This window comes from Campylobacter concisus, from assembly GCF_002165775.1.
In the GTDB taxonomy this organism is placed as follows: Bacteria; Campylobacterota; Campylobacteria; order Campylobacterales; family Campylobacteraceae; genus Campylobacter_A; species Campylobacter_A concisus_E.
Genome location: NZ_NDYP01000002.1, coordinates 306,128 through 324,069 on the forward strand (window position 1 = coordinate 306,128; position 17,942 = coordinate 324,069).

The following is a 17,942-nucleotide window of genomic DNA, read 5'->3' on the forward strand; positions in this document are numbered from 1 at the left end:
CATATTTCTTAAGATTATTTTAAATGTGCTATAATATCACAATTTTTTTAAAGGAGAAAAATGAAAAAGATTATTTTAGGCTCACTAGTAGCCGCAGTTTTGGCGTTTGGCGCTGATAATGAACTGATCATGGCGACTACAACAAGTACAGATAACACTGGCTTGCTTGACGCGATCTATCCAGTTTATAAGGCAAAAACAGGCGTTGATATAAAATGGACAGCTGTTGGCACAGGCGCTGCACTAAAGCTTGGCGAAGACTGCAACGCTGACATACTTTTCGTTCACTCACCAAAAGTTGAGAAAGAATTTGTAGAAAAAGGTTTTGGCTTAAAAAGAAATGCCGTAATGTATAATGACTTCGTCGTTATCGCTGATAAATCAATCGCTGATAAATTTAAAGGTAAAGATATAAAAGAGAGCTTTGAGCTTATCAAAAAAGATGGTATCAAATTCTTCTCACGTGGCGATAAATCAGGCACAGACAATAAAGAAAAAGGCATCTGGAAAAAGATCGCTGGTGAAGTCCCTGAAAAAGACGGCTGGTATATGCAAACAGGCCAAGGTATGCTAGCTACGATAAATGCTGCTGCTGAGCAAAAAGGCGTTACATTTACTGATCGTGGTACTTACATTAAATATGAAGCAAACCAAAAAGGTCATCCTGAGATGGTTATCATCAACGAGGGCGACAACGATCTTAAAAACTTCTACTCTCTAATCGCAGTAAATCCAAAACACTGCCCTAAAACTGACATCGAAAATGCAGAGAAATTCATAAAATGGGCTACAAGCGAAGAGGGTCAGAAATTTATAGGTGACTTTAAGCTGCTAGATAAGCCGCTTTTCACGCCTGACGCAAACAGTCGCAAAAACTAATTTTATTTACGCGCAAATTTGAGTCGAATTTATGGCTTAAATTTGCGTGATTCGGGCGCGCTTTGCGCCCTTTTTATAAATCAAAATTTATTTTGCCTCTTCTTCAAATTTAAACTCTCCGACGTTATTTTTAAACGTCTCAAAACATTTATTACTAACAACTTCGTCTTTAGTGTATGCTTGATATAATTTTAGTAATTCTAAAGTCGCTATTATTAATATACCTTCACTTTTTGCATAGCTTATTTGATTGGCATGTATCGGCTCCCTTTTGCCAGGCTCTATGTCGCGTTGAGGGTTAACTATTAGCAGGCCTTTTACATTGCCAGGAGACTTGGTATCGTCTTCGGCTATTAAATCAGTTACGTGTTTCTTGCACTGTGCTATATTGCTATTTTTGACGTTTGTATTTATTCCCTTTATCTCTACCATAAAGTTAACATCTTCAAATTCGAATCTAAAATCTTCTTTTTTCACATCTGTAAAATGACTGTCTGTTAGTTTGAAAATATCTACTAAAATTTCCTTCACTACACCAACTAGCTCATCTCCTGTTGAATATAGGATTGATTTAAATCTATTATTTTTATCAATTTGCCCGTCTATATTTTTAATTTGCCGATACATATCCAATAATTCACTACGCTTATTTTTTAACGCAGCATCATCAAAGTATTCCAAACTGTTAAACCAATCAGGAATATCGGATTTTTTAAATCTAGAAAGAATAAATGATATTAAAATTCCTAAATCGTTGGCTGTATTTTTTATGAGAAGGGTAGTAGAATATAGTCTTTCATTATATTTTATTATTGTGCTTTTACCACCATTAGACCGCTTGATAGTTTCGTAATCTACATCGTCAAATACAAAATCCGAATAAAAATCCTGTTCGTCTATGGTTGTTGTACTTATTTCATATCTTAGCCGCGCATAAGACAAGGTTAATTCGCATAGTTCATAATTAATTTGCTTGATAATATCTTTAATTAAAATAGTTTGAGCAGTTAAGCCTCCAGAACGAAGCAATGATACTTTTGTGTTCGCAGGCATTAATATGATAGACATGCTTTTTTAGAGTTCTCCATAATTTCTTTTAATGTTTTAATACAATATATGGCCCTGTTGCATTTTTGGTCTTCAAGACTGAAACTCCATAAGTTAGGACTATTTAAATCTATAACATTTATATCAAATTCATCAAAACTCTTAGGACGTTCAAAAGTGCTAATAGTACAAGATATGTGCGGATCATTTATTTTAAATATTGTGGAGTAAGATATTATTTGAATTTTCATTTATTATATTTCCTTAAACTTATTTACTTCCGTTTAACCACTATTGTAAAGCTAAATTTTCCCGCCGAACATCTCATACATCGCCTTTTCCTCGCCCCAAAGCTCGCGGTGCTTTTTGATACAGGATTTTATCGCGCCAACTAGATATAGCACGTCTTGCTCGGTGTGCGTGTAGTGCAGGCTCACGCGCACGAATCCCGGTTTGCTTTCTGGCATGCGCCCCTCTTTGATACCTAGCAGATCGTGAGCGTAGGGCCCAGCGCACATCACGCCCGCACGCGTCTGGATACTAAAGTCGTTGCTAAGGCTCGCGGCGAAATCATAAGCCGATACGCCGCGAATGTTAAACGAAAAAATCGGCAGCCGCGGCGCGCCCTTTGGAGCGTAGTTTATGATCTCATCAATGCCCGCTAGCTCGCTCTCAAAAAGCAGCGCAAGCTCGTCCTCGGCGCTTTTTATCCTCTCAAAGCCGACCTCGTTTCGCAGCGCGTAGGCCAAATTTGCCCGCATAAGCCCGATGATAGGCGGCGTACCGCCCTCCTCTAGCTGCTCGGGGTTTTTCAAAAATACGTGTCCTTCGCGGCTGGCGTAGGCGACCGTCCCGCCCGCGGCAAATGTCGGCACGTCGCCGTTAAGCAGCTCCTTTTTGATCGCCAAAAGCCCGCAGCTAGCAGGTCCGCCGAGCAATTTATGCGGAGAGAGGAAAATTGCGTCAAAGTAGTCGCAATCTAAATTTGCGTGCGAGCTTAGAGCCGCACAGTCAAAGGCCACGATACCGCCCGCGGCTCTGATTAGTTCGCTGATCTTTTTGTAGTCGCTAACGACGCCCGTGACGTTTGAGGCGGCGCTAAACGAGCCGATGATGCGGCGTCCAGCGTTTAGCTTCAGCATGCGCTCAAGCGCAATCAGATCGATCTCACCAGAGTCGCTAAGAGGCACGCGCAGGTAGTCGCAAAGCCCCTCGCGAAAGCTAAGCTCGTTTGAATGGTGTTCGTATGGCGAAACGAGCACGAGCGGAAGCTGCGCGGCGCGTAAATTCGCCTCGCCGATCGCGCTTCTGGTCGCAGGCGGCAAGTAGATGCCAAGCAGCTCCTGAAATTTCTTGATCGCGGCCGTCGCGCCCTGTCCGCAGGCGATGAGATAAAACCGCTCGTCAAGGCCCAGCAGCTTTTTCAGGCTCTCTCGCGCGCCCTCGTAGCGCCTCTGCGTGATGATCGCGCTCGAGCTACTATCGGAGTGGGTGTTGGCATAGGTTTTTAAAACGTCCGCTATCTCGCGCTCTACGGGCTCGTAAGCAAGCCCCGAAGCCGCGAAATCAAAATAGTGCACGCCTTGTTTTAGTATGATATTTTTTCTTATTTCGTCTAAATTTGCCATTTTTACTCTTTAAATTTGATGCGGTAATTATAGTAAATTTTCGCAAATTTGGGACTTTTGCGTTGGAAATGATTTAGTAAATTTGGAGATTAAATTTGAGCAAGTCAAATTTAACCGCAAAGCGGCAAATTTAACTTGATAAAGCACAGAAGCGCGAGCCGCAGCGGCTCACGACCATTTTATTATTTGTTTATAAAATTTTTCTCTAGCCACTCGATAGCTTTTGCTTCGCTCTCGAAGCGTCCGCTTTTAGCGACTTGATTTTGCCCCTCGTAAAAGCGGATCCTGATACCATCTTGGACGCTATCTACCTTTATTCTAGTGATCTTGTCTTTGTTTAGATAGACCCTATCGTTTAGTTTTACGTACATTTTTTCTCCCTTAAATTTGATGTGGTTTTATTTATTTTTATCGTTTGCGTCGTCTTTGGTTGCGTCTTTTTTCTCGCCGTCTTTTTTCAAAAATAGCTCCTTAAAGCGCTTATCCGCAAAATCCTCGATGTCGTTTTGTAGCTGCCTGTAGGCGTTTATGAGCTCGTGTGCGCGCTCATTTAGCGTAGTGCCGGCGTTCTCGCCGCCGCCTTGTTTGGTAGTGAAGAGCTCCTCTTTTAGATTTTTTTGCAAAATTTGCAGATGATTCCAGCATTTTTTATAGTTCATGCCTAGGATTTCGGCGGCCTTTGAGATCGAGCCGACCTCGGCGATGACGTCTAGGACTTCGGTTTTACCCTTGCCAAAGATAAGCTCGCCCTCGTCGTTTTCTATCCAAGTTTTGGTTTTTACTCTCATCTTTTTTCCTTTCTTCTCCTTAAAACATCCCAGTTGGCAGTATTTTACGTCGATTTTATAGTCTTTTAACGTTGATCGGATCGTCTTTAGCCCCACGCCCGCAGCCGCGTCCCTAGCGTCTTTGCACAGGATTCTGCCCTTTTCATCGGTCATCTGCTTTAGCTGCGTCATCACGGTGTATTTGCCGCGTCCGTTTTCTAGCCCGCCAAATTGTCCCAGCTCGCAGTTGTCGATCTTTACGCCCATTTTTTCAGCCTCGTCGCTAACCTCGCCGATCTCTACGCCTAGCTTTGCGGCGATCCTAAACGCCGCGCCGCAGTCTAGCCTGCCCTTTGGATTTAACAGTTTTGTTATCAGTTCGCGGATTTGCTCACTCATAGATTCTCTCTGCGCCGCTATACACGTTTATGTTTTCGCCGCGAGCAAAGCCGCACAGCGTTAGGTTAAATTTACGCGCTATCACGACGCCAAGACTAGTCGGAGCCGTACGCGAGACGAGCACTGGGATGCCGTGCATGACGGCTTTTGCGACCATTTCGGAGCTGAGCCTGCCGCTCACCATCAAAAACGAATTTTGCAGCTGCGCGCCGGCTAGTATAGCTTTGCCGACGGCTTTGTCTATGGTGTTATGCTGAGCGATATCCTCGCCGATGTAAAACTGCTCTCCGTTCACGAAAAGCTTAGCCGTATGCACGCAGCCCGTCATCTCGTAAAGCTCGCACTGCGTGTAAAACTGCCCCATCTGGCGCAAAATTTCGTCTTTGTTAAATTTGACGTCGGTCTTTACGGAGCGCGCCGCCATAGCCCCCGGGTCGATATTTGCCGTCGAGCTGCGTCCGCAGCCGCTGATTATCACCTTTTCCTCGTCAAACTGCTCGAGGCGCTTTTCGTTGATTTTAGCCTTTACCCGCACGCTTAAAGCGTCGCTTGAAAGCTCTATGCTCTCGATATCCTCAGGGCTTGCGATCAAATTTTCGCTGATGAGATAGCCAGCAGCTAGAGCCTCCTGATCGGTCGGAGTCGCCATGAGCGCGCCGAAACGCTTGCCGTTTATGTAGATCTCAAGCTTGATCTCGCGCACCAAAATATCATCAACGACGCTTTTTTGCGCGCCTTTAAATTTGGTGATTTGGGTCGTAAAAATAGGTTGCATGATTTTCCTTAATTTTTGCGAAATGATAGCTTGAAAATCTAAATTTAAGATTTGATTGTAGTGAAATCTTGCTTAAATCAAGCAAAAACTTAAACGTATTTTAGCGCGTTTTTATCGGTATCTGATGATGATTTGTATATGCGAATTTAGCATATATCTTAAGATATTTTTGACCACGATTTTATCATTATCTATTATTTGCATAAGAAATGAAGGAATAATAAAAAATAGCATAAGGCTAGAACGAGATCGCACATAACTTGCCGCATATGTAGGTTAAATCTTGAAAAATCATAAATATAATTTGCGGCCTGACGTAAGACCGAGAAGGAAATTTATATTATAGAGTCGAGTCAAAAAACTAATTTTGTCAAGCCGTATTTTACTGTTATATGGCCCGTGCATGACTCAAACACGCCGACCGTATATAAAAAGCCCTTAATTATATTCATTAAGGGCTTTTTATATGAAAACTTAGACATTTTGCCGATGAAAAATCATTTTCGAGCGATAAGGTTTCGTCTAAGTTTTTATATTTTTCTTTTGCCTAGACAAAGAAAAATATCGGCCGTCTGCCAAGACCTTACAGCAAACTCATTTGAGTTTGCTAAGTAAGTACTAACATATTGTCTTATGTAAGGGTTGTTTATTCTTGATGTTTTGATAAATGATATTAAGTTCTAAGACTATACGATGGAATTAGAAGCGATTATTTTTTATTAAGTTAAAGTAAATTTTGGTTTATAGGGAAATTTACTTTTGTTTTTTTATTTGGTATTTTAGCGCAAATTTTAAAAAATTGAGATTTTGTTGGTTTTTATATAGCATAAATAAAGATTAAAGTAGAGATTGTTTTTTGAGCAAGAAATAAAAATCAAAAAGAAGAGTATTTTTGTGTGGGATTAAGATTATTTAATAAAACAAGCATCGTTATAATATAGCCGTATTTATTTTTGTAGACGTATTAAAAATCTCGATTTTATCGTGTTAAAAATATATTTATACCATAACGATCTTATTTTTTCCAAATTACTAACAGTCGTATTTGCAAAAAAGCCCCGATTTGATAATCAACAAAGCTTAATATTTTCTTCTGTATTGACTTGAGTATTTGCTAGATAATTAATCTCACTCAAACTATCGCCACTCTTTTACCGCAAGCTTTTATGTAGTTAAAGAATGTTTTATACTTGATATTATACGCTCCGCTTTCTATCCTAGCTACGGCTGATTGGGTTATGCCCATCCTTTTAGCTAGCTCGCTTTGAGTTAGCCCGGCTTCGCTTCTGGCGTCTATTAAAGCTTCTATGGCTTTATATTCGTCCTCTAACGCATCGTATTGCGCTTTAAATTCCGGATTTTTTAGCTCTTCTTTTAAAACTTCTCTAAAATTAACGGTTCCCATCTTTAAACTCCCTTAATCTTTGTTCCGCCAAATTTAGTATGCTTTTTTGCGTTTTTTGCGTTTTTTTGACAAAAGTTAGCAGGATTATTATTCTTTTGCCGATTTCATAACAATATATGCTTTTAGCTATACCTTCATCCGACTTTATACGTATCTCAAATAGTCCGTCATTTAGGCTTTTGGTGTACGGCTCCCCTAAGGTATTACCCCTAGCCTCTAAGAGCTCGAACATTTTATAACCTCTTTGCCTGAGACCGGCTTGTGTATTCTAAGTATCCTATTATTTCACAGCCACAAGGAAGCAATCTTAACTTGATAGAACTATCCAAAGAATATAAGGCACTTTTACGTGATAAAAATGGAGCAAAAAAATGACCCCAGATACTTCAGAAAATAAGATCCAGCAAAACAGCATAAATTTACTTCAAAGCTCGGGCTATAAATTTATAAGCAGGGAGGAAAATTTAAGGCTTCGTGGCGGTAAATCAAGCGAGGTTTTGTTTAGGGAAATTTTGATCAAAAAGCTTGGCGAGATAAATGGCTACGAGTATAAGGGCAAGCGATATAAATTTAGCCAAAGTAACATTTTAAAGGCGGTCGATGAGCTAGCTGGGGTATCTTTAAACGAAGGGCTAATGGTCGCAAACGAAAGGATCACAAATTTACTCTTGCTTGGAACCAGTTTAGAAGAAAATTTAGAAGATGGGACGAGGAGGAGCTTTTCTTTTAAATTTATAGACTTTGAAAATTTACAAAACAATGATTTTTATGCAACGGAAGAATTTGAAGTAAGCAGAGTAAGCCAGAGCGATGTGCAAAAGCACAGAAGGCCTGATATTGTGCTTTTTATAAACGGTATACCAATAGTCGTGATCGAGCTTAAAAAATCAAGCGTAAGCTTTGAAAACGGCATAAAACAGCTTGAAAAAGAGCAGGGCAAAGATGAGATAGCGCATCTTTTTAAATACATCCAGCTAACCATCGCAGCAAATGGAAGCGGGGCAAGATACGGCACTACTGGAACGCCGTTTAAATTTTATAGCGTGTGGAAAGAGCAGAACGAAGCAAAAGCAAAAGAGAGCCTAAAGAGCGTGATAAATAGTAGAGAGGTGAGTGCGCTTGATATGACGCTCTTTGCGCTACTATCTAAAGATAGACTGCTAAGGCTAGTTAGGCACTATATAGTGTTTGATAAGAAAATGAAAAAGGTTTGCCGCTATCAGCAGTTTTTCGCTATCGAGGAGACACTAAAGAGGGTATCGGCGAAAAAAGACGGAGCAAGAGTGGGCGGACTCATCTGGCACACGCAAGGAAGTGGCAAGTCGCTCACGATGGTGATGCTAACAAAGCTTTTAAAGCAAATTTACATAAACTCAAAGATCATCGTAGTAACTGACAGGATAGATCTAGATGGGCAGATACACGAGACCTTTGAAAACACGGACGTAAAAGCAGGGCGAGCAAGTAGCGGAAGCGATCTGGTAGAAAAGCTTCAAAGCGGCATTAGCGTGATAACTACGCTCGTGCATAAATTTGAAAAGGTAAAAAACCAAAAGGTAGCGGTAAGAGACGGCGATATATTTGTGCTAGTAGATGAGAGCCACCGCACGCAAGGCGGCGATCTGCATAAGGCTATGAAAAAGGCGTTGCCTCTTGCTTGTTATATAGGATTTACTGGCACGCCACTTTTAAAACGCGAGAAAAACAGCTTTGCCAAATTTGGCGGAGAAATACATAGATACACGATAGATGATGCGGTAAAAGACGGAGCCGTGTTGCCGCTACTTTACGAGGGGCGATACGTCGGTCAAGAGGTGCTAGACTCTGATGGGCTAACTAGGAAATTTGATCTCATATCAAAAGAGTTAAGCGATGAGGCTAAAAGAGACTTGCAACAAAAGTGGGCGAGGTTTGAGCGTGTGGCTTCGAGTGAGCAAAGGCTAGAGCTCATAGCGGTTGATATAAATGAGCATTTTAAAAAGAGTTTAAAGATGGCAAAAGGCGGCTTTAAAGCGATGTTAGCTACGCAAAGAAAATACGACGCCATAAAATATCATCAAATTTTTGAAGAATTTGCAGAGTTGCGGAGTGCCTACGTGATATCAAGCAACGAGCACGAGGAGCTTGAGGGCGGGCACAAAGAGTACGTCGCAAAGGCGTGGCAAGAGACTATAAAAGAGTACGGCAGCGAAGAGGCGTATCTAAAGTACGTAAAAGACGAATTTGTTAACGGCGACGAAATAGATTTGCTTATCGTCGTGGATAAGCTTTTGACGGGATTTGACGCGCCAAGAGCAAGCACGCTTTATATAGATAAGCAGCTAAAAGAGCATAATCTGCTTCAAGCAATAGCTAGAGTAAATAGGCTTTATGACGGAAAAGATTATGGCTACATTATTGATTATAGAGGGCTTTTAGGCGAGCTTGATGAGGCGCTTACTAGCTATGCGTCGCTAAGTGGCTTTGACCCGGAGGATCTAACTGGGGCCGTGATAGACGTAAGAAGTGAGATCGTAAAGGCTAAGACCTACTATACTCATTTAGACGGGCTTTTTAGCGATGTCAAATTTAAAGACGACTTGGAGAGTTATGTGGCAGTTTTAGAGGATGTGCAAAAAAGAGACGACTTTAAAGAGTGGCTGTCGCAGTTTGCTAGAGCTTTTAAACTAGCGCTTTCGAGTGAGAAAATTTGCGATATCTTAAGCGAAGAGGAGATAAAAGCTTATAAGCAAAGGGTTAAATTTTATAACGAGCTAAGAAAGGCGGTGCAGCTAAGGTATCATGAGGCTTGCGACTTTGGCAAATACGAAGCACAGATGCAAAAGTTGCTTGATACTTATGTGAGCGCAAAAGAGGTCAATGAGCTTACAAAACTCGTGAATATCTTTGAGACGGAATTTGATGATGAGGTGCAAAGAGTCGAAGGTAAAAATGCAAAAGCCGATACGATAATCAGCGCCGTAAGTGCGGTGGTAAAAGAAAAAATGGAGTCAAATCCAGCGTTTTATAAATCAATAGCCAAACAGATACAAGACGTCATCGACGAGTATAAGGCTAAAAGACTTAGCGAAGAAGAAAAACTTGCCAAAGCAAAACAGCTAAAAGATCTGATAACAGGAGCTTTAAAACCAAACGAAGATAGATATCCAAAAGAGTTTAACGGCAAGGAAATTTTGTTTGCCATTTATGATAATTTGCTTGACATTTTAGGCAATGTGGAGCTTGCAGATATAGAGACGGTCGCTAAAAATTTGAGTATGAAATTTTATGAAATTTACGAGCAGGCCTCAAAGAAACCAGAATGGCACAAAAATATGGACGTGGAAAACGAGATAACAAGCGCGATGGAAGACGCTCTTTGGGATGTCGAGGACGAATACGGCGTATCTATCGATGATAAAGAGAAAATTTATCAAACTATCCGTGGTATAGGGATAAGCTTTTATGCAAAGTGACGTAAAAATCATCAAAAAAGATGTAAAAAATATCACTTTAAAAGTTAGGCCAAACGGCGAAGCGATACTAACTGCGCCAAATTCGGCAAACGATGAGCATATAAAATTTATCATGCAAAAAAGAGCCCAGTGGATATCGCAAAAACGGGCGTTTTTTGCTTCGTTTAAGACGCCGCAAAAAGAGTATGTAAGCGGCGAAGATTTTAGCTATCTTGGACGAAGCTACCGGCTAAAAGTGGTGCAATCTAAGGAGGAGCGCGTAAAGATACAAAGAGGTTATCTGGAGCTATTTGTAAAAGATAAAAGCGACCTAAAGCGAAAAGAAAATTTGATTTATGGGTGGTACTATGAAAAGGCGACGTTATATTTTTTTAACATCTTGCAAGAGTTTAACAAGATAGTAAAGCAAGATATCAAAAGCGTAAAAATAAGACAGATGAAAACAAGATGGGGGAGCTGCAATCCGTATAAATCATATATAAATTTAAACATAGAGCTTATAAAAAAACCAAAAGCATGTATCGAATATGTTGTATTTCACGAGCTTGCTCACCTGCTCTATCCAAATCACTCAAAGAAATTTTATGACTATCTAACGCTTTATATGCCTGACTGGCAAAAACGCAAGGAAATTTTAGAAAGAGTTTAGAAAATTTGGCTTAAATTTTGGACTATTAAACATTTTTGTATTTTAAAAATATTTTAAAACCTAAGGAAAAGTGATAAAAAATTTTTAATTTTTTAGTGTTGATAAAGTAGGTGGTGGGTTCACCAGGACTCGAACCTGGGACCATCCGGTTATGAGCCGGATGCTCTAACCAACTGAGCTATGAACCCACAGTTGAAAGAAAATCGTATTATACAAGAAAAAGCTTATCTAAATATAAAAAATAGCCTTTTTTACGTGGAGTATAAAACGAACAAATTTAAAAAGAAAAGCCCTAAAATAGGGCTTATAAATTATTTATAATTTTTTATTGCAGCGTCTAAAATCTCTTTTGCAGCATTTGCGTCTTGAAATTCTTTGACTTTAACCCATTTGTTTGGCTCAAGAATTTTATAAGTTTCAAAGAAATTTTTAATTTTATTTAGCGTTGCAACTGGTAAATCTTCGTAGCTTTTTATCGCTTCATATCTTGGATCGATCTTTGTAACTGGCACAGCCAAAAGCTTCTCGTCCATACCTGCTTCATCTTCCATCACCAAAACGCCTATTAAGCGGCAAGGGATGACGCTGCCAGCTTGGAGTGGATACTCATTTAGAACCAAAATATCAGCTGGATCACCATCAGCTGCAAGTGTATTTGGCACAAAGCCATAGTTTGCTGGGTAGAACATCGCTGAGTAAAGCACGCGATCAACCACGACTGCGCCGCTATCTTTATCGATCTCGTATTTGATATTTGAGCCATAAGGTATTTCGATTACGGCATTGATTTTGTCTGGGTTTGAGCCAGCTTTGATTTTTGAAACGTCCATATATTCGTCCTTTATGTTAGAAATTTTCGTGATTTTAGTATTTTTTGCATTAAATGCGTGTAAATTTTAACTACCTTATGATTACGCTATCTACGTCGATCTCTGTTTTCGTAAGGTCTTTGTCTATCTCGCCTCTTATTCGTAAAGGTGTATCTTCATTGACTGTTATGTTGCCCCATTTGTTATTGTCGATTTCAACGACAATGACATCACCATTTTTATCAATAAATTCATATTTGTCTGATTTTAGATGTGATTTTATTTTACCCTCTAGCACAACTTTGGTGTCGTCGTTTAGTTTTAAGGCATCTTTTACGCTTATAACATTTTTGCTTGGGTGTTTTGAGACAAAACCTCCAGCCATTGCAATGCTAGCAGATATTGCAGCGATTATAATTTTTTTCATTTTTATCCTTTAAAATTGGTTGTGAAATTTTAAGGGATAGTATATTTTTGATATTAATAAAAGGTAAGTTTTTACATAAAATCTTTTGTAACAATTTTATAGATATTTTTAGCGGTAATCGGTAGCGCTCTATCTGCGCTACCACCAAGAAAGCCATATCTAATCTCGACAGTAACGTTAAATTTGGCTACCTCTTTGCCACTTTGGTCGACTAAATTTATGACTGCGAGAGTTTCAGATTTACCTGCACCACCTATGCCTAGGGTTAAGTGTCTAAGAATCCTAACTCCATTTTTTGTTCTTTGTATATCACATTTTATGATTAGGTCGTCACCGTATTGGTTTTTCTTTTTTAAAAATGTATTTATGTGTCCTTCTAACTTTTTATCAAGTTCAGTTTCGCCACAAACCGCTTTAGCACTGCTGTACTTATATGTAGTATCCTTTTCAACCATCTCTATGTACTTTTTGGCACATCCTGTCAAAGTAAAAATGGCTATGATCGCAAATAGTATTATAAATTTAAATTTATGCATAATTTCATCTTTGTTTAGGCCTGTTAAAAATAAGTTTAGAATTGTAAGGAAGTTACATTTAAAATAAAATTAAAAATAAGTATATTTGAATGATATTTCTTTGGGACCTTGCACATTTTGATGCAAGGTCTGTGAGTTTATAAAAGTTTAGCTAGTAAATTTTTGATATCAGCTACGATTTCGTCGATGCCACGCTCACCATTTACCACGTGAAGTAGCTCTTTTTCGCTGTAAAATTTGCGGATAGGTTTTATCGGATCAAGATAGACTTTCATGCGGTTATTAAAGACTTCGTTGTTGTCGTCAGCGCCTCTTGCACGGCCAAGCACTCTAGCTCTTGCCACATCTTCGCTAACATCCACTTCGATGACGCCTTTTAGAGAAATTTTATCTTGCTCGCTTAAGACTTTGTCAAGCTCAGTCATTTGCTCAACGCTTCTTGGATAGCCGTCGATTATGATGTTTGATTTATTCGAGCTTTTGATAGCTGAGACGATCGCATTTACAACAACGTCAAGTGGGACCAAATTTCCTTTTGAGATAAAGCCGTCTATCAGTTTGCCAAGCTCGCTACCACTTGCGACTTCAGCTCTTAAAAGATCGCCAGTTGAAAAGTGTGCAAATTTCTCATCTTGCTGTGCGATGATCGATGCGTCTGTTGTTTTGCCGCTGCCTGGAGCGCCGATGATTAAAAATAAATTCTTCATTCTTTCCCTTTTTATATTTTTTGAGCGCCTTTGGATGAGTTTGAAAATTTCATCCTGCAGCAGACTATATGTCTAGCTTTGGGATGAAATTTTCTGCACAACATCCAAAATCATCTCAAAAATTTAAATTTTTAAAATAACTCAGATTTAGACATTCAAAAAGTCTAAATTTATTGCAATAAATTTTTAAGCCTTTTGCTCTTTTTCTCTTATCCTTAGTCCTAGCTCTCTAAGCTGCTCGTTGCTGGCGTGGCTTGGTGCCTTTGTGAGTGGGCACTGAGCGCGCTGTGTTTTAGGGAATGCTATGACGTCGCGGATCGAGCTTGCTTTATTTACAAGCATATTTAATCTGTCAAAGCCGATCGCGATACCACCATGCGGAGGCGCACCAAATGTCAAGGCATCAAGCAAGAAGCCAAATTTCTCACGCTGCTCGGCTTCATCTATGCCAAGAAGTTTAAAGACTTTTTGTTGGATGTCGTTTTTGTGAATTCTTATGCTTCCGCCGCCAAGCTCAAAGCCGTTTAGGACGACGTCGTGAGCGATAGAGAGGATATCTTCAAGATCAGGCTCGTCTATATTTTTTGGCATAGTAAATGGATGGTGCATCGCAGAGTAGCTTCCATCGTCATTTTGCTCAAACATTGGGAAGTCAAGCACCCATAAAAACTCAAGCTTGTCTTGATTGATGATACCCATTTGTTCAGCTAGGAAAATTCTAAATCTTCCCATATAATCAAGCACGATTTTTTTCTTGCCAGCGCCAAAAAATACTACGTCGCCAACTTTTAGCTCACATCTTGAGATGATCTCGTCAAGATCGCTTTGCTCGAAAAATTTGCAAAGTGGGCCTTTTAGTCCTTCTTCTTTCATTTGGAAGTAGCCAAGCCCTTGTGCGCCAAATTTACGCACAAACTCCTCAAATCTATTCATCTCGCGCTTACTAAAGATGTTGTCGCCATTTGGCACTTTTAGCGCTTTGATACGGTTTTTCTTCTTGTCTTTTGCGATAGAGCTAAAAATTTCATTGCTTGAGCGTTCAAAAATATCGATTACATCGACCATTTTGAGGTCATATCTGAGGTCTGGCTTATCTGAGCCGTAAGTCTCAGTGGCCTCTTTGTAGCTCATGCGTCTAAATGGCGTTTTGATGTCGTGTCCGCAGGCTTTAAAGATATCTTTTAGCATCGTTTCAGCCATATTTATGATATCTTCTTGCTCCACAAAGCTCATTTCGATATCTATTTGGGTAAATTCTGGCTGTCGATCAGCCCTTAAGTCCTCGTCACGGAAGCATTTTGCTATCTGAAAATACTTATCAAAGCCAGAACACATCAAAAGCTGTTTAAATAGCTGTGGACTTTGTGGGAGTGCATAAAATTGACCCGGATATACACGGCTTGGTACTAGGTAGTCTCTAGCACCTTCTGGGGTTGCACGTGTTAAAACTGGAGTTTCAAACTCGATAAAGCCCATTTTGTCTAGGCTGTTTCTAGCTGCGATCGCTGCACGAGAGCGCATTTTAAAGATATTTTGCAAGCGTTCACTTCTAAGATCTAGAAAGCGATATTTTAGCCTGATATCCTCATTTACGCTCTCATCACCTATCATAAATGGCAGCGCTTCACTTGGGTTTTCAATGATCAGCTCGCTTACTATCACTTCTATCTCACCAGTTTTGAGCTTTGGATTGGTCAGCCCTTCGCCTCTAGCTCTTACTTTTCCTTTTGCTTTTAAGACATATTCATCTCTTACTTTTGCAGCAATATCGTGTGCTTCTTTGCTGTCAGCTGGGTCACAAACTAACTGAATAAGCCCACTAACATCTCTTAAGTCGATGAAAATGACGCCTCCATGATCTCTATATGTGTTTGCCCAGCCACAAAGTATTACTTCTTTGCCGATATCAGCTTTGCTAAGATCGGTGCAATAATGACTTCGCATAAAATGCTCCTTTGCAATGTTTTTTAGGCAATTATAATCGCTTTTTTCTTTTGAAAAGCTTTGTTAAAATAAAATATGTTACAATCATTTACATGAAAAATGAACAAAAATTTAATACTTTTTGCACAAAAAAAGTAGGACTTATCGCGAAAGATTATCCATTGTTTAGGCAAGATTTAGAAAAATTAGAAAAAATTTTAAAAAAGTATAACGCAGAAATTTTATTTGAGAAAAGTTGTGCCAAGCGTATAGAAAAAAATGGTTTTGAGCTTATAAAATTGGCAAAAGAGTGCGAATTTTTAATCACGCTTGGCGGTGATGGCACTATAATCTCAACTTGTAGAAAACTAGCTCATATCTCGCCGCTTGTTCTTGGCATACACGCTGGTAGGCTCGGATTTTTAACGGACATCACGATTGGCGAGAGTGAGAAATTTTTTAAAGACTTTTTTGATGATAAATTTGAGGTGGAAACGCCTTTTATGCTTGATGTGACGCTTCACAAAAATGATGGCAAAACTGAGCAAAAGATAGCATTTAACGACGCAGTCATCGTTAGTAAAAATGGTGGCTCAATGACGCATATTGAGGCATTTTTAAATGAAAAATATTTTAACTCGTATTACGGTGATGGTGTCATAGCAGCCACTCCAGCAGGCACTACGGCTTACAATATGAGTGCAAATGGCCCAATTATCTATCCTTTAAGCGAGGTCTTTGCACTAACTCCCATTTGTTCGCACTCGCTCACGCAGCGTCCAGTCGTGCTTACCAAAAATCACACGGTTAAATTTAAGACAAAAAGCGATGCTATTTTGGTAATAGACGGTCAAGATAGGTTTGATATGAGTAAAATTTCAGCCGTCAGCATGAGCCTCAGCGATAAAAAAGCTAGGCTGATACGCCATATCGGTAGAGATTATTTTCAAATTTTAAAAGAGAAACTTCACTGGGGTTATAATGATTGATCGAATTTTGATTAAAGATTATCTAAATTTTAAAAATGTTGAGCTAAATTTCAAAGAGGGTCTTAGTGTATTTACGGGCGTTAGCGGCGCTGGCAAGTCTGTACTAATGAGTGCGATCATGGCTGTTTTTGGCCTAAAAGATAGCGAGGCAAGGCTCATTGAAGCTGACGTGGAGCATAAATTTGAGCTTGATGAGTTTGGCATAGAAAATGAAGAGGTCAATATTTTCAAGCTTTTAAAAGATAAGAGCACGAGGTATTTTATAAACCAACAAGCCATCTCAAAGAAAAATTTAGCCCAAGTGGCGCGCGAGCATATCAAATACCTCTCGGCAAAAGAGGCAAACGAGTTTGAAAATGAGAAATTTCTAAATTTGCTTGACAGGCTAGAAATTTCAAAAAATGAGAAATTTAAAGAGACAAAGCAGGAATTTGAAGAGGCCTTTTTGGAATTTTCTAAAATTTCAAAAGAGCTAGCCACTATAAAAGAGGAAGAGAAAAAGGTCGAGGAGCTAAAGGAGCTTGCTAGCTTTGAGATCGAGAAGATAAGAAGTGTTGGGCCTAAAAAAGGTGAGTTTGAAGAGCTTATGGAGACTAAAAAGAGGCTTAGTAAAAAGGATAAGATAAATGAGGCGTGGGCTAGGGCTGAGCGGATATTTGAGCTAGAGCACAGCGTAAATGAGGCGCTAAGCATCAGTGACCTTGACAATGGCTTTTTTGAAGATGCAATGAACGAGCTAAGGGTCGCAAGAGATAGCCTAAATATGGAGGAGCTTGACGATATCGACGTAGAGAGCGTGCTTGATAGAATAGAAGCTCTTAATGCCATCATCAGAAGATACGGCAGCGAGGAAGAGGCCTTAGAAACGCTTGATAAAAAGGAAAAAGAGCTTGCTAGATATGAAAATTTAAGCTTTGAAAAGAGCGAGCTAGAGAAGAAATTTGAAATTTTAAGCAAAAAGGCAAATGAGCTAGCCAGCACTTTAAGCTGGGCAAGGAGCGTAAATTTAAAAGAGCTTGAGAGTATGATAAATTCATATTTAAAAGAGCTTTATATGCCAGATATCACGCTAAGGATTGAGGGCAAAAAGCTTGATATTTTAGGTGTTGATGAGGTTTGTCTAAATTTAAATGAGACCTCGCTTAAAAATTTAAGCTCAGGCGAGCTAAACCGCCTAAGGCTGGCCTTCATAGCTGCCTCTAGCGAGATCACAAAAACTGGTGGTGATGTCATTATTTTAGATGAAATAGATGCAAATTTAAGTGGAAAAGAGGCGATGAGTATCGCAAATGTTTTGCTTAAGCTTGCAAATTTTTATCAAATTTTTGCCATTTCACATCAGCCACAGCTTAGTTCAAAGGCAAATTCACACTTTTTGGTAGAGCGTCACGGCGAGAGCTCAGTCGTAAGAGAGCTTGACAAAGAGGAGCGTGTAAATGAGCTTGCGCGCATGATAAGTGGCGAACATATAAGCGAAGAGGCGATAAATTTTGCCAAAGGGCTTTTAAAGTAGCTTAATTTAAATTATTAATTTAAGCTTTGTAAAT

General features: G+C 39.6%; 17 protein-coding genes, 1 tRNA gene and 1 pseudogene. 5 read left to right on the forward strand and 14 right to left on the reverse strand.

Annotation, left to right across the window (positions count from 1 at the left end; genetic code table 11):
• Positions 1–60 precede the first annotated feature (60 nt).
• Positions 61–879, forward strand: coding sequence for a tungstate ABC transporter substrate-binding protein TupA (gene tupA, locus B9N66_RS02520; protein WP_087579757.1), 819 nt, complete (start codon positions 61–63; stop codon positions 877–879).
• An 87-nt stretch (positions 880–966) separates the two neighbouring features.
• Here tupA and B9N66_RS02525 read toward each other — a convergent pair whose 3' ends face one another.
• The 8 genes and pseudogenes from B9N66_RS02525 to B9N66_RS02565 form a co-directional block, all read right to left on the reverse strand.
• Positions 967–1,947, reverse strand: a complete 981-nt coding sequence (locus B9N66_RS02525) for a hypothetical protein (protein WP_141083428.1) — start codon at positions 1,945–1,947, stop codon at positions 967–969.
• Positions 1,932–2,177: a hypothetical protein gene (locus B9N66_RS02530; RefSeq protein ID WP_087579759.1), complete on the reverse strand. Its 246-nt coding sequence runs from the start codon at positions 2,175–2,177 to the stop codon at positions 1,932–1,934. The genes B9N66_RS02525 and B9N66_RS02530 overlap by 16 nt, the downstream gene beginning before the upstream one ends.
• Positions 2,178–2,228: 51 nt before the next feature.
• Positions 2,229–3,554 (reverse strand): aminotransferase class V-fold PLP-dependent enzyme, encoded by a 1,326-nt coding sequence (locus B9N66_RS02535; RefSeq protein WP_087579760.1) that lies wholly within the window; start codon positions 3,552–3,554, stop codon positions 2,229–2,231.
• Positions 3,555–3,736: 182 nt separating this feature from the next.
• Positions 3,737–3,925 carry a hypothetical protein gene (locus B9N66_RS02540; RefSeq protein ID WP_004320751.1) on the reverse strand — a complete coding sequence of 63 codons (189 nt, stop codon included), beginning with the start codon at positions 3,923–3,925 and terminating at the stop codon, positions 3,737–3,739.
• 27 nt (positions 3,926–3,952) lie between these two features.
• Positions 3,953–4,720 carry a winged helix-turn-helix domain-containing protein gene (locus tag B9N66_RS02545; protein ID WP_087579761.1) on the reverse strand — a complete coding sequence of 256 codons (768 nt, stop codon included), beginning with the start codon at positions 4,718–4,720 and terminating at the stop codon, positions 3,953–3,955.
• Positions 4,713–5,495, reverse strand: coding sequence for a formate dehydrogenase accessory sulfurtransferase FdhD (gene fdhD / locus B9N66_RS02550; protein WP_087579762.1), 783 nt, complete (start codon positions 5,493–5,495; stop codon positions 4,713–4,715). The genes B9N66_RS02545 and fdhD overlap by 8 nt, the downstream gene beginning before the upstream one ends.
• Positions 5,496–6,627: 1,132 nt before the next feature.
• Entirely contained in the window at positions 6,628–6,900 is a 273-nt protein-coding gene (locus tag B9N66_RS02560) for a helix-turn-helix domain-containing protein (RefSeq protein ID WP_087579763.1), read from the reverse strand.
• A pseudogene (locus tag B9N66_RS02565) lies at positions 6,887–7,144 on the reverse strand (type II toxin-antitoxin system RelE/ParE family toxin); the annotation flags it as partial. The gene B9N66_RS02560 and the pseudogene B9N66_RS02565, both read right to left, overlap by 14 nt.
• 127 nt (positions 7,145–7,271) lie before the next feature.
• Between B9N66_RS02565 and B9N66_RS02570 the strand changes: the two are divergent.
• On the forward strand, positions 7,272–10,355 hold the full coding sequence (locus tag B9N66_RS02570) for a type I restriction endonuclease subunit R (RefSeq protein WP_087579764.1): 3,084 nt from the start codon (positions 7,272–7,274) through the stop codon (positions 10,353–10,355).
• Positions 10,345–11,004 carry a M48 family metallopeptidase gene (locus B9N66_RS02575; RefSeq protein ID WP_087579765.1) on the forward strand — a complete coding sequence of 220 codons (660 nt, stop codon included), beginning with the start codon at positions 10,345–10,347 and terminating at the stop codon, positions 11,002–11,004. Before B9N66_RS02570 ends, B9N66_RS02575 begins: the two co-directional genes overlap by 11 nt.
• A gap of 111 nt (positions 11,005–11,115) precedes the next feature.
• On the opposite strand, the gene B9N66_RS02580 is transcribed toward B9N66_RS02575, so the two are convergent.
• The 6 genes from B9N66_RS02580 to aspS form a co-directional block, all read right to left on the reverse strand.
• Positions 11,116–11,192 (reverse strand) — tRNA-Ile (locus tag B9N66_RS02580).
• 123 nt (positions 11,193–11,315) lie between these two features.
• Positions 11,316–11,834: an inorganic diphosphatase gene (ppa, locus tag B9N66_RS02585; protein ID WP_087579766.1), complete on the reverse strand. Its 519-nt coding sequence runs from the start codon at positions 11,832–11,834 to the stop codon at positions 11,316–11,318.
• 70 nt (positions 11,835–11,904) lie between these two features.
• The gene (locus B9N66_RS02590) at positions 11,905–12,240 is read right to left on the reverse strand and encodes a NirD/YgiW/YdeI family stress tolerance protein (protein WP_087579767.1); all 336 of its coding nucleotides are present in this window, start codon (positions 12,238–12,240) and stop codon (positions 11,905–11,907) included.
• A gap of 71 nt (positions 12,241–12,311) precedes the next feature.
• The gene (locus tag B9N66_RS02595) at positions 12,312–12,776 is read right to left on the reverse strand and encodes a hypothetical protein (protein ID WP_087579768.1); all 465 of its coding nucleotides are present in this window, start codon (positions 12,774–12,776) and stop codon (positions 12,312–12,314) included.
• A gap of 137 nt (positions 12,777–12,913) precedes the next feature.
• Positions 12,914–13,483 (reverse strand): adenylate kinase, encoded by a 570-nt coding sequence (locus tag B9N66_RS02600; RefSeq protein ID WP_087579769.1) that lies wholly within the window; start codon positions 13,481–13,483, stop codon positions 12,914–12,916.
• Between the two features lie 186 nt (positions 13,484–13,669).
• Positions 13,670–15,427 carry an aspartate--tRNA ligase gene (aspS, locus tag B9N66_RS02605; RefSeq protein WP_087579770.1) on the reverse strand — a complete coding sequence of 586 codons (1,758 nt, stop codon included), beginning with the start codon at positions 15,425–15,427 and terminating at the stop codon, positions 13,670–13,672.
• 92 nt (positions 15,428–15,519) lie between these two features.
• Between aspS and B9N66_RS02610 the strand changes: the two genes are divergently transcribed.
• Both B9N66_RS02610 and B9N66_RS02615 read left to right on the forward strand, forming a co-directional pair.
• Entirely contained in the window at positions 15,520–16,395 is an 876-nt protein-coding gene (locus B9N66_RS02610; protein WP_087579875.1) for an NAD(+) kinase, read from the forward strand.
• Positions 16,388–17,908 carry an AAA family ATPase gene (locus B9N66_RS02615; protein WP_180382051.1) on the forward strand — a complete coding sequence of 507 codons (1,521 nt, stop codon included), beginning with the start codon at positions 16,388–16,390 and terminating at the stop codon, positions 17,906–17,908. Before B9N66_RS02610 ends, B9N66_RS02615 begins: the two co-directional genes overlap by 8 nt.
• Positions 17,909–17,942: the final 34 nt, after the last annotated feature.